This is a genomic window from Saccharothrix texasensis (assembly GCF_003752005.1).
Classification (GTDB): domain Bacteria; phylum Actinomycetota; class Actinomycetes; order Mycobacteriales; family Pseudonocardiaceae; genus Actinosynnema; species Actinosynnema texasense.
The window spans coordinates 1922431-1935789 of record NZ_RJKM01000001.1 but is presented as its reverse complement, the minus strand read 5'-3'; the positions used below and the strand labels follow the sequence as shown (position 1 = coordinate 1935789).

The 13359-nt window shown below is 75.4% G+C and carries 3 protein-coding genes; all 3 read left to right on the top strand.

What is annotated here, in order from left to right:
* Positions 1 to 8: 8 nt before the first annotated feature.
* Genes sbnA through EDD40_RS07065 form a run of 3 tightly spaced genes read left to right on the top strand, consistent with a single transcriptional unit; the run spans position 9 to position 13356 of the window.
* The gene (sbnA, locus tag EDD40_RS07075; RefSeq protein ID WP_123742176.1) at positions 9 to 992 is read left to right on the top strand and encodes a 2,3-diaminopropionate biosynthesis protein SbnA; all 984 of its coding nucleotides are present in this window, start codon (positions 9 to 11) and stop codon (positions 990 to 992) included.
* Positions 989 to 12544, top strand: a complete 11556-nt coding sequence (locus EDD40_RS07070; protein ID WP_123742175.1) for an amino acid adenylation domain-containing protein — start codon at positions 989 to 991, stop codon at positions 12542 to 12544. Before sbnA ends, EDD40_RS07070 begins: the two co-directional genes overlap by 4 nt.
* The gene (locus EDD40_RS07065; protein ID WP_246037498.1) at positions 12541 to 13356 is read left to right on the top strand and encodes an ABC transporter permease; all 816 of its coding nucleotides are present in this window, start codon (positions 12541 to 12543) and stop codon (positions 13354 to 13356) included. Before EDD40_RS07070 ends, EDD40_RS07065 begins: the two co-directional genes overlap by 4 nt.
* The last annotated feature ends 3 nt before the right edge of the window (positions 13357 to 13359 follow it).

Below are 13359 nucleotides of genomic sequence, written 5' to 3'. Positions count from 1 at the left end.
GTCGGCGCATGCCAGTGATATCGACGCCCCAGGAGTTCAACGTGGACGACCTCTACGTGGACCTCCGGCGGCTCTCGGGCCACCCGCTGTACCTCAAGTGCGAAGGGTTCAACTTCGCCGGGTCCATCAAGCTCAAGGCCGCCAACGAGATGGTGTCCGCCGCCGTGCGCGCGGGCACCCTGCGCGAGGGCGCCACGCTGGTGGAGAGTTCGTCGGGCAACCTCGGGGTGGCGCTGGCGCTGGTGGCGGCGAGCCGCGGCTACCGGTTCCTGTGCGTCACCGACGCGCGCTGCAACCTCGCCACCAGACAGCTGATGGAGGCGTTGGGCGCGCGGGTGCACGTCATCACCGAGCCCGACCCCCAGGACGGCTACCTCGGCGCCCGCATCCGCTACGTCAAGCAGGTGTGCGAGGACGAGGGGTACGTGTGGCTCAACCAGTACGCCAACCCGGCGAACTGGATGGCGCACTACCAGAGCACCGGCCCGGAGATCCTCAAGAGCTTCCCCGAGGTCGACGTGGTGTTCATCGGCGCGGGCAGCACCGGCACCCTCATGGGCTGCGCGCGGTACTTCAAGGAGACCAAGCCGTCGGTGCGGGTCGTCGCGGTGGACTCGGTCGGCTCGGTCACCTTCGGCACGCCCGCGCAGCCGCGGCTGCTGCCGGGTCTGGGCACCAGCGTCCGCCCGCCGCTGCTGGACGAGTCCTTCGTGGACGAGGTGCTGCACGTGGCGGAGCGGGACACGGTGCGCGCCTGCCGGACGTTGCTGCGGCACGGGTTCCTGTTCGGCGGCTCGACCGGCACGGTGCTGTCCGGCGCGGCCGACTGGCTCACCCGCAACCGGCCCGACGGCGACGTGACCGCGGTGGCGATCGCGCCGGACCTCGGCGACCGCTACCTGGACACCGTCTACCGGGACCAGTGGATCAGCGACAGCTACGACGCGGAACTGCTCGCCGAGGACGCGATGCTTGCGAGGAGACTGCCATGACCCGACGGCTGCCCCTGTCCGCCGGCCAGGTCGACATCTGGTTCGACGAGAAGCTCTCCGGCGGGACCTCGTCCTACAACACGGCGGGCTACCTGGACATCCGGGGACCGCTGGACCTGGAGGTGTTCCGCGCGGCCGTGGCGCGGCTGGTGTTCGAGTCGGAGTGCATGCGCGCCCGGTTCACCGAGGTCGACGGCGAGCCCGGCCAGGTGGTCGAGCCGCTGCCGGACCCCGGTCTGCGGGTACTGGACCTGCGCGCCGAGGCCGACCCGGAACGGGCCGGCCGCGACTGGGTGCGGGCCGACCTGGACGTGCCGTTCGGCCTCGGCGACTTCCCGCTGTTCCGGCTGGCGCTGCTGCGCGTCGGCGACGAGCGGGCGTTCTTCTACATGTGCATCCACCACTTCCTGTGCGACGGCTACACGCAGGTGGTGTTCTGGCGCCGGCTCGGCGAGCTGTACGAGGCGCTGCTGGCGGGCGCGCCGGTCGGCGACGGCCAGCTGCCGCCGCTGGCGGAGCTGATCGAGGCGGAGGCGGCCTACGGCGGGTCCGGGCAGGCGGAGCGGGACCGGCGGTTCTGGGAGCGCCGGTTCACCGACGCGCCCGAGCTGGTCAGCCTGTCGCACCGGGACGGCGCCCGCACGCCCGGGTTCGTGCGCCGCAGCGCCGTGGTGCCCGAGGCGACCGCCCGGCTGGTCCGCGAGGTCGCCGCCGAGGCCAAGGTGACGTGGCCGACCGTGGTGACCGCCGCGATGGCGGCCTACACGCAGCGGATGACCGGCGTCCGCGACGTGCTGCTGACGTTGCCGGTGACGGCCCGGGTGGGCGCCCGGATGCGCGCCATCCCCGGCATGGTGGCCAACACCGTGCCGCTGCGGCTCGCCGTGGGCCCGGAGACCACGCGCGCCGGGCTGCTGGCCGACACCTCGCGCGAGGTCACCAGGGTGCTGCGCCACCAGCGGCACCGGGTCAGCCGCATCCGCGGCGCGATGGGCCTGCGCAGCGACGACCGCAGGCCGTTCGGGCCGCTGGTCAACATCCTGCCGCAGGAGACCGAGCTGAAGCTCGGGCCGTGCGTGATGACGGTCAACAACCTGTCCACCGGGCTGGTGGACGACTTCGAGGCCACGGTCGTGGAGGCGCCGGGCGGCGGCCTCGAGCTGCACCTGAGCGGCAACGCGGGTCTGTACGAGGAAGAGGAGATGCTCGGCCACGTCACCCGCTTCGCCGCCTACCTGGAGCGGTTCGCGCGCGTCGCGCCGGACTCCGCGCTGAGCCGGGTGGACTTCGCGGGCGCCGGCGCGGTCGTCGGCCCGGTGCGCGAGGACGAGCACCTCGGCGTGGTCGAGCGCGTGCGCGCGGTCGCCGAGGCGCGGCCCGACGCGGTCGCCGTGGTGGACGGGTCCGGACCGGTGACCTACGGCGAGCTCGTCGCGCGCGCCGAGGCCCTGTCGCACGAGCTGGACGCCGGCCTGACCGCCGTGCTCGCCGAGCCCGGCGCCGGCTTCGTCACGGCGGTGCTGGCCGCCCTCGGCGCGGGCGGCGCCTACGTGCCGCTGGACGTGCGCGCACCGGTCGCCCGGATCGCGGGACTGCTGGCCGACAGCGGCGCCACGCGCCTGGTGGTCGACCGGGCGCACCGCGCCCTCGCGGCCGACCTCGCCGGCAGCGCCCGGGTGGTCGTGCTGGACGACGCCGAGGCCGACGAGCTGTCGCCGCTGTCCGGCGCGGCGCACGACCTGGCGTACGTGATCTTCACGTCCGGGTCGACGGGCCGGCCCAAGGGCGCGATGGTGCACCGGGGCGGTCTCGTCAACCACCTCCTGGCCAAGGTCGAGGACCTCGGGCTCACGGCGGCCGACACCGTCGTGCAGAACGCGCCGGTCACCTTCGACGTGTCCGTCTGGCAGATGCTCGCGCCGCTGGTCGTGGGCGGCCGGGTGCGCGTCGTGGGCGCGGCCGAGGCCGCCGACCCCGACACCCTGTTCGGCCTCACCGCGGCCGAGGGCGTGACCGTGCTGGAGGTCGTGCCGTCGCTGCTGCGCGCCGCGCTCGACGCGTGGGACGCCGCCGGGGTCGCCGCGCCGCTGCCCGGCCTGCGGTACCTGGTGGTCACGGGCGAGGTGCTGCCCGCCGACCTGTGCGCCCGCTGGTTCGACCGCTACCCCGGGTTGCCGCTGGTCAACGCCTACGGGCCCACCGAGTGCTCGGACGACGTGACGCACGCGGTGATCACCGGACCGGTCGGCGGCGCCCGCGCGCCGATCGGCCGCGCGGTGCGCAACACCAGGCTCTACGTGCTGGGCGACGACCTGCGCCCGATGCCGCGGGGCGTGCCCGGCGAGCTGTACGTGGCCGGCGCCGGGGTCGGCGACGGCTACCTCGGCGACCCGGCGCGCACCGCGGTCGCGTTCACCCCGGACCCGTTCGGCGGACCGGGCGACCGCATGTACCGCACGGGCGACCGCGTGGTGCTGCGCGCCGACGGCGACCTGGAGTTCCTGGAGCGGCGGGACTTCCAGGTCAAGATCCGCGGGCACCGCATCGAGCTGGGCGAGGTCGAGGCCGCGGTCCGCGCGGTCCCGGGCGTGGTGGACGCGGCGGTCGCCGCCGTCACCGACCCGGCCGGGCACAAGCGGCTCGTCGGCTACGTCGTGGGCGAGGCCGCGGCGGTCCGCGAGCAGGTGGCGGCGCTGCTGCCCGAGTACATGGTCCCGTCCACCTTCGTGGTGCTGGACGCGATGCCGTTGACCCCGCACGGCAAGGTGGACCGCAAGGCGCTGCCGGCGTTGGACTTCGGCACGCCCGCCACGACGCGCGCGGCCCGCACCCCGCAGGAGGAGATCCTCTGCCGCGTGCTCGCCGAGGTGCTCGGCGTGGCCTCGGTCGGCGTCGACGACAGCTTCTTCGCCCTCGGCGGCGACAGCATCAGCTCCATCCAGGTCGTCAGCCGCGCCCGCGCGGCCGGTCTGGTCGTCACCTCGGCGGACGTGTTCCAGCTGCGGACACCGGCCGCCATCGCGGCGGTCGCCGAACCCGTCTCCGCCGTCGCGGTGGTCGCCGACGACGGGGTGGGCGAGGTCGAGCTGCCCCCGATCGCCCACCAACTGCGCGAGACGCCCACCGCGCTGACCCGCGACTACAGCCAGCACGTCGCGGTGTCCGTGCCCGCCGGGCTGGACGTCGACCGGCTCACCGCGGCCGTGCAGGTGCTGCTCGACCACCACGACGCGCTGCGGCTGCGGCTGGCCGAGCCGGTCGAAGGGCTGTGGGCGCTGGAGGTCCAGCCGCGCGGCGCGGTCCGGGCCGCCGACGTGGTCGACGCCGGCGGCACGCTCGACTCGGCGCGCGAACGCCTGGCTCCCGAGGACGGCGTGGTCGTCCAGTTCGTCCTCGACGACGGCGAGCTGCTGGTGGTGGCCCACCACCTGGCCGTGGACGGCGTGTCCTGGCGGATCCTGCTGCCCGACCTGCGCGCGGCCGTCGAAGGACGGGCGCTGCCGCCGGTCGGCACCTCCTACCGCCGCTGGACGCGGCTGCTGTCGGAGCAGGCGCGCACCGCCGCCCGCACCGCCGAGCTGCCGCTGTGGACCGGGCAGTCGCGCGGCGGCGACCCGCTGCTGGGCGCACGCCCGCTGGACCCCGCCGTGGACGTCGAGCGCACCGCCGGCCACCACCGGTTCGAGGTGCCCGACGCGGCGGCGCTGACCACCACCGTGCCCGCCGCGTTCCACGCCGAGGCCAACGAGGTGCTGCTGGCGGCCCTCGCGGTGGCGGTGGCCCGGCGGCGCGGCCTGGGCTCGGTGCTGGTCGAGCTGGAGGGCCACGGCCGCGAGCAGACCGCCGAGGACGTGGACCTGGCGCGCACGGTCGGCTGGTTCTCCAGCGTGTTCCCCGTGCGCCTCGACGTCGGCGACACCTCGGACGTGCCGGGCGTGGTGAAGCGGGTCAAGGAAGCGCTGCGCGCGCTGCCCGACCACGGCCTCGGCTTCGGGCTGCTGCGCCACCTCAACCCGCAGACGCAGGGCGCGCTGGCCCGCTACGCCCCGCCGCAGATCGGCTTCAACTACCTCGGGCGCTTCGGCGTGGACCGGGGGGAGTGGTCGCTGCGCGGCGACGTCGGCCTGCACGCGCACCGCGACGTGCCTCTGCGGTACGCGCTGGAGGTCGCCGCCGTCACCGAGGACCGGCCGGACGGCCCGGTGCTCGTGTCCGACTGGCGGTACGCGGGCGCGCTGCTGTCCGAAGAGGACGTCCGGGGCCTCGCCGAGACCTTCACCGAGGTGCTCGCCGCGCTCGTGGCGCACGCCGAGCGGCACGCGGACCGGGCCGGTGGCCGCACGCCGTCGGACTTCCCGCTGGTGTCGCTGACCCAGTGGGAGGTCGAGGACGTCGAGCGGTCGGTCGGCCCGCTGGACGACGTGCTGCCGCTGTCGCCGTCACAGCGGGGCCTGCTGTTCCAGGCCGACTACGACCGCGACGGCGTGGACGCCTACACGTTGCAGGTGACCGTGGACGTGGCCGGCCCGCTCGACCCGGCCCGGCTGCGCGCCGCCGCGCGGGCGCTGGTGGCGCGGCACCCCCTGCTGCGCGCCGCCTTCCACCACCGCGAGTCCGGTGACGCCGTCCTGGTCGTGCCCTCGGCGGTCGAGCCGTCGTGGGACGAGGTCGACCTGACCGGGATGGACCCGGCGGACCGGGACCGGGAGCTCGCCCGGCTCACCGACGCCGACTGGCTGCGCCGCTTCGACCTGACGGCCCCGCCGCTGGTGCGGTTCACCGCGGTGCGGCTGACCGGCGAGGCGTCGCGCGTGACCTGGACCGTGCACCACTCGCTGGTGGACGGCTGGTCCAACCCGATCTTCGCCCGGGAGCTGTTCACCCTCTACGCCGGCGGGGCCGACGCGTCGGCGCTGCCCCCGGTCACGCCGCACGCCCACTACCTGCGGTGGCTGGCCGACCGGGACGTCGAGGCGGCGCGCGGCGCGTGGCGCGCGGCGCTGGCCGGGCTGACCGAGGCGACCCGGCTGGCGCCGGTCGACCCGGACCGCACGCCCGCCGTGCCCGACGAGCTGCTGGTGGACGTGCCCGAGCCGCTGACGGCCCGGTTGACCGACTGGGCGCGGGCCAACGACCTCACCCTCAGCACGGTCGTGCAGGGCTGCTGGGCGGTGCTGCTCGGCGCCCTGACCGGGAGCCGGGACGTGGTGTTCGGCGCGGTGCGGTCCGGCCGGCCCGCCGAGCTGCCCGGCGTGGAGACGATGATCGGCCCGTTCCTGGGCACGCTGCCGGTGCGGGTGGCGCTCGACCCGGCGCAGGCGCTCGCGCGGCTGCTGGCGGACCTGGGCGCCGCGCAGGTCGACCTGGAGCCGCACCAGCACCTCGGGCTGGCCGAGGTGCAGCAGCTGGCCGGGATCGGCGAGCTGTTCGACACGGTGGTCAGCTACCACAACTACCCGATGGCCGACGCCCGCGAGCTGGGCGGCCTCGTGCCGGACCTGGAGGTGCTCGGCGGCGAGGCGCGCGTCGTGGCCGAGTACCCGTTCGCGCTGGGCGTGTACCCCGGCGAGCGGATGCGGCTGCACGCCCAGTACCGGGGACGGCTGTTCGCCCGGGACGACGTGCGGGTGCTGGTCGAGCGGTTCGTGCGGCTGCTGGAGACCGTGGTCGACGCGCCGGACACCCCGGTGGGCCGGGTCGACGTGCTGGCGGCGGGGGAGCGGGAGCTGCTGCTGGGCGAGTGGAGCGGGCGGATCGCGCCGATCCCGGACGTGACCGCGCCCCGGATGTTCGCCGACCGGGTCGCGCAGGCGCCGGACGCGCTCGCCGCCGTGTTCCGCGACGAGGAGCTGACCTACGCCGGGCTGGACGCCCGCGCGAACCGGCTGGCCCGGCTGCTGGCGGCCCGGGGCGCGGGTCCCGAGCGGGTGGTCGCGTTCGCCCTGCCGCGTTCGCTGGAGGCCGCGGTGGTGGTGCTGGCCGTGCTGAAGGCGGGCGCGGCATTCCTGCCGATCGACGCGAAGCTGCCCCCGGACCGGATCGCCTACATGGTGGGCGACGCCCGGCCGATCACCGTGGTGTCCACCGCGGACACGAGCGCGAACCTGGCCGGCCTGGACGTGCCGCTGGTGCTCCTGGACGACCCGGCGGTGCTCGCCGAGCTGGAGGGCCTGCCCGCCACCGCGCCGGACCCGGCGCTGCGCCAGGGGCACCCGGCCTACGTGATCTACACGTCCGGGTCCACCGGGCGGCCCAAGGGCGTCGTGGTCGACCACGCCGGGCTCGTCGCCATGGTCGAGAGCCTGATCGCGAAGTTCGACGTCACGCCCGACACGCGGGTGCTCCAGTTCGCCTCCTACAGCTTCGACGCGACCGTGTGGGAGTGGGGCCTGGCCCTGCTGGGCGGCGGCACGCTGGTAGTCGCCGACGACGACGCCCGCGCGCCGGGGCAACCGCTGCTGGACCTGCTCCGGACCCGGCGGGTCAACCTCGCCGCGCTGCCGCCGGTGGTCGCGGGCGGGCTGCCCGAGGACGCCCGCCTGCCCGACGACCTGGTGATGGTCGTCGCCGGCGAGGCGTGCCCGCCCGAGGTGGTGGCGCGCTGGGCGCCGAGGCACCGGATGTTCAACGGGTACGGGCCGACCGAGGCGGTGCTCGCCTCGACCGTGGGCGGCCCCCTGACCGGGGAGGGCAGGCCGCCCATCGGCACGCCGACCGCGGCGCACCGGGTGTACGTGCTCGACCCGCTGCTGCGACCGGCGCCGGTCGGCGTGACCGGCGAGCTGTACGTCGGCGGCGGGCTCGCCCGCGGCTACCTCGACCGGCCCGGCCTGACCTCCGAGCGGTTCGTCGCCGACCCGTTCGGCGCGCCGGGCGGGTTCGCGTACCGCACCGGCGACCTGGTCCGGTGGCGCGCCGACGGCCAGCTCGACTACGTCGGCCGCGCGGACGACCAGGTGCAGCTGCGCGGCTTCCGCGTCGAGCTCGGCGAGATCGAGTCGGCGCTGGTGTCGCACCCCGCCGTCGCCCAGGCCGTGGTCGTGCTCCGCGAGGACGACGGCGACCGCAGGCTGGTCGGCTACCTGGTGCCGGACGCGTCCGCGGCCGGGCGGCCCGGCACGGTGCCCGAGGGCGTGCGGGAGCTGCTGGTCGAGTCGCTGCCCGAGTACATGGTGCCGGCGGCGCTGGTCGCGCTCGACGAGCTGCCGCTGACCCCGCAGGGCAAGCTGGACCGCAAGGCGCTGCCCGCACCGGGGGCCGGCGCGCCCGCCGGCGGGCGGGGCCGCGCGCCGCGCACCCCGGTCGAGGACATCCTGAGCGGGCTGTTCGCCGACGTGCTCGGCCTGCCCCGGGTCGGGGTCGACGAGGACTTCTTCGAGCTGGGCGGGCACTCCCTGCTGGCCACGCGGGTCATCAGCCGGGCCCGGTCCGCGCTGGGCGTGGAGCTGCCCATCCGGGCGTTGTTCGAGGCGCGCACCGTGGCGGCGCTGGCCGAGCAGGTCCGCGGGGCGCGGGGCGCCCGACCGGCCCTGGCGCCGGTGCCGCGCGGCGCGGAGGCGCCCCTGTCGTTCGCGCAGCGGCGGCTGTGGTTCCTCAACCGCCTGGAGGAGAACGCCACCGGCACCTACAACGTGCCGCTGGCGATGCGGTTGACCGGCGCGCTGAGGGTCGACGCGATGCGCGCCGCCCTGCGCGACGTGGTGGCCAGGCACGAGGTGCTGCGCTCGGTGTTCCCGGACGTGGACGGCAAGCCGCACCAGCGGGTCGCCGACCTGCCGCCGGGGCACCCGGCGCTGGAGGTGGTCGACCTCGCCGAGGCCGACCTGGACCGCGTGCTCACCGCCGAGACCGACCGCGGGTTCGACCTGGCGGCCGAGCCCGCGCTGCGCGCCGGGCTGTTCCGGCTCGGCCCGGACGAGCACGTGCTGCTCGTCGTGTTCCACCACATCGCGTTCGACGGCTGGTCGATCGCGCCGTTCGCCCGCGACCTGACCGACGCCTACCGGGCCCGGTGCGCGGGCGCGGCGCCGGACCTGGCGCCGTTGCCGGTGCAGTACGCGGACTACGCGCTGTGGCAGCGGGAGCTGCTCGGCGCCGAGGACGACCCGGGCAGCCTGCTCGCCACGCAGCTCGCGTACTGGACGGAGGCGCTCGCCGACCTGCCCGAGGAACTGGACCTGCCCACCGACTTCCCGCGCCCGGCGGTGAGCACCCACGACGGCGGCGAGGTCGAGTTCCTGGTCGACGGCCGGCTGTACGCGGACCTGGTGGCGCTGGCGCGCGAGGCGGGCGCGAGCGTGTTCATGGTGTTCCAGGCGGCGGTGTCGGCCCTGCTGACCAAGCTCGGCGCGGGCACCGACATCCCCCTCGGCACCCCGGTGGCGGGTCGCGCCGACGAGGCGCTCGACGAGCTGGTCGGGTTCTTCGTCAACACCGTGGTGCTGCGCACCGACACCGGCGGCGACCCGACGTTCCGGGAGCTGCTGCACCGGGTGCGGGAGGCGAACCTCGGCGCCTACGCGCACCAGGACCTGCCGTTCGAGCACCTGGTGGAGAGGCTGAACCCGGTGCGGTCGTTGGCCCGCCAGCCGCTGTTCCAGGTCATGCTGGTGCTGCAGAACGACGGTGACGGCCCGGCCGTGCTGCCCGGCCTGAACGCCCGCGTGCAGCCGGTGGCCGCGCCGCGCGCCAAGTTCGACCTCACCTTCCAGCTGGACGAGCTGCTCACCGACGGCGTGCCCTCGGGCATCCGGGGCGCGCTGGAGTACACGACCGACCTGTTCGCCCGGCCCACGGTCGAGCGGATCGCGCAGCGGCTGACGCGGCTGCTGCGCGCGGCGGCGGCCGACCCGGGCGCGCGGCTGAGCCGGATCGACGTGCTGGAGCCGGCGGAGCGCGACCGGGTGCTGGGCGCGGGCGCCGGACCGCGCCGCCCGGACGCGTACCGGGGCGTGGCGGAGCGGGTGCGCGAGGTCGCGGCCCGCACCCCCGACGCCGTGGCCGTCGTGGACGACGACGGCGAGGTGACCTACTCGACGCTGGTCCGCCGCGCCGCCGCCGTGTCCCGCGAGCTGACCGGCGGGCTGGCCGCGGTGCTGGCCGCGCCGGGCGCGCGGTACGTCTCGGCCGTGCTCGGCGCGCTCGGCTCTGGCGGCGCCTACCTGCCGCTGGACGTGCAGGCACCGGTGGCCCGCACGGCCGCGCTGCTGGCCGACAGCGGCGCGCGGGTGCTGCTCACCGACGCCGCGCACCGGGGCCTGGCCGAGCAGGTGGCCGGCGCCGCGCGGGTGGTGGTGCTGGACGACGCGGAGGACGGCACGTCGCCGCCGCTGTCGGGCGCGGCGGACGACCTCGCGTACGTGATCTTCACGTCCGGGTCGACGGGCAAGCCGAAGGGCGCGATGGTGCACCGGGCCGGCATGGTCAACCACCTGCTCGCCAAGGTGGACGACCTGCGGCTGTCCGACCAGGACGCGCTGGTGCACAACGCGCCGGTGACGTTCGACATCTCGGTGTGGCAGATGCTGGCGCCGCTGGTGGTCGGCGGCCGGGTGCGGGTCGTCGGCCGCGAGGTCGCCGCGGACCCGGAGGCGTTGTTCGGCGTCACGGCCGCCGACCGCGTCTCGGTGCTCGAGGTGGTCCCGTCGCTGCTGCGCGCCGCGCTGGACGTGTGGGACACCACGGGCTCGGCGCCGGAGCTGCCGTCGCTGCGCCGGCTGGTCGTCACCGGCGAGGCGCTGCCCGCCGACCTGTGCGAGCGGTGGTTCGCGCGGTTCCCGACCATCCCGCTGGTCAACGCCTACGGGCCCACCGAGTGCTCCGACGACGTGACGCACGCGGTGATCACCGGACCGGTGCCGGGCGCGCGCGTGCCCATCGGCAAACCGGTCCGCAACACCGCGCTGTACGTGCTGGGCGACGACCTGCGGCCCCTGCCCGTCGGCGTGCCGGGCGAGCTGTACGTCGGCGGCCTCGGCGTCGGGCGCGGCTACCTCGGCGACCCCGCGCGCACGGCGGTGACGTTCCTGCCCGACCCGTTCGCCGCGGAGACCGGGCTCGGCGCGGGCGCGCGGATGTACCGCACGGGCGACCGCGTGGTGCTGCGCGCCGACGGCGACCTGGAGTTCCTGGAGCGGCGCGACCACCAGGTCAAGATCCGCGGGCACCGCATCGAGCTGGGCGAGGTCGAGGCCGCGACCCGGGCGTTGTCCGCCGTGCGCGACGCGGCGGTGGTCGTCAGCGGCGACGCCAAGGGCCACCGGCGGCTCGTCGGCTACGTCGTGCTGGACGACGACACCGCGGACGGCGACACCGCGTTGCTGCGCAAGGAGCTGGGCGAGGCGCTGCCCGACTACATGGTGCCCGCCGCGCTGGTCGTGCTCGACGCCCTGCCGCTGACCCCCAACGGCAAGGTGGACCGCAAGGCCCTGCCGGCGGCGGACTTCGCGCACCTGCCCGCCGGGCGGGCGCCGCGCACCCCGAGCGAGGAGCTGCTGGCCGGGATCGTCGCCGACGTGCTCGGCGTGCCGTCGGTCGGCGTGGACGACAACTTCTTCGCGGTCGGCGGCGACAGCATCAGCTCCATCCAGGTCGTCACCCGGGCCCGGAAGGCGGGGCTGCCGATCGCCGTCGCGGACGTGTTCGTCCACCAGACCGTCGCCGACCTGGCGGGCGCGGCGGACGACCGGGCGCCGTCCCGGGCCGCGGCGATCTCCAGCGTGTTCGACGAGTTCGCGGAGCTGGAGGAGACCACGCCGTTCGACACGGTGCTGCGGATGAAGCCGGGCTCCGGGCCCGCGCTGTTCTGCCTGCACAGCGGCGTCGGCTTCGCCCTGCCCTACATCGGCCTGGCGCCGCACGTCGGCCCGGACACGCCGCTGATCGGCCTCCAGTCGCCGAGCATCACCGAGCTGGCCGAGCTGCCGATGTCGCTGGGGCAGCTGGCCTCGGACTACATCGACCTGATCAGGTCGATCCAGCCGACGGGTCCGTACCACCTGCTGGGCTGGTCGTTCGGCGGCATCCTCGCCCACGAGGTGGCCGCGCGGCTGGAAGCCGACGGCGAGCGGGTCGGCGTGCTGGCCAACCTCGACGCCTACCCGCCGAGCAGGCACGACCCGCACGGCGACGAGCAGGCGATGCTGGGCTGGGTGGTGGAGCTGGTCGGGCACGACCGGTCGGAGTTCGCGGGCCGCGACATCACCTCCCGGGACGTGGTCGAGGCGCTGCGCCGCGACGGCAGCCCGCTGGCCGGCCTCGGCGACGAGCGGGTGCTGGCGATGATCGAGGTGATGAAGGTCCACTCGCGGTTCTCCGAGCGGTACCGGCCGTCCCGCTACGACGGCGAGGTGCTGCTGTTCGCGGCCTCCGGCGAGCTGGCCGAGGACGAGCTGGCCGAGCGGATCGACCTGTGGACGCCGCACGTCGGCGCACTGCGCGTGCAGCACCTGCCCGGCGGGCACGACCACATGATGGACCCGGGCCACCTGGCCCGGATCGGCGCGGCGGTGGCGGCCGGGATGGCCCGCTCGAACGGGAATGGGGAATCGTGAACGCACTGGTCGACGTCAAACCCGGGCTCGGGGCGACCCTGGTCGAAGTCCTCGCCGTGACCGGCCGGAGGCTGCGGCACCTGCGCCGGGCGCCCGGCCGGTTCATCGGGGTCACGCTCAACCCGCTGGTGTCCATGCTGGTGCTGGGCTACCTGTTCCAGCAGTCGATCTCCATCCCCGGCGGCGGCAGCTACCAGGAGTACCTGTTCGCGGGCGCGGCCATCCAGGTCGGCCTCGCCGGCGTGGGCCCGACCGCCATCGCGGTCGCGACGGACCTCAAGGGCGGGCTGATCGACCGGTTCCGGTCGCTGCCGATCTCGCGCTCGTCCGTCCTCATCGGACACACGATCGCGGACCTCGTGGTCGCCGTCCTGGGCCTGGCCGTCGTCACCGGCGTCGGCCTGGTGCTGGGGTGGCGCCCGCACACCGACCTCCTGTCCACGCTCGCCGCGTTCGGCGTGCTGGTCGTGTTCTGCTACGTGGTGACGTGGGTCGGCGTGCTGCTGGGCATGTCGTCCAAGAGCCTGGAGACCATCGACTCGATCGCGCCGCTGGTCGTGGTCGTGTTCCCGTTCCTGTCCAACGCGTTCCTGTCCGAGCAGAACCTGCCCGCGTGGCTCGCGCCGGTCGCGGCCTGGAACCCGATCAGCGCGGTGGCCACGGCCTGCCGGCAGCTGTGGGGCAACCCGGTCACCACCGGCGGCGGTTTCCCGACCGACCACCCCGAGGTGGTCGTCGTGGTGACCCTCGGCCTGCTGTTCCTGCTGACCTCGGTCGTCAGCCTGCGCCGCTACGCGAGCACCGCCAACTGAGGA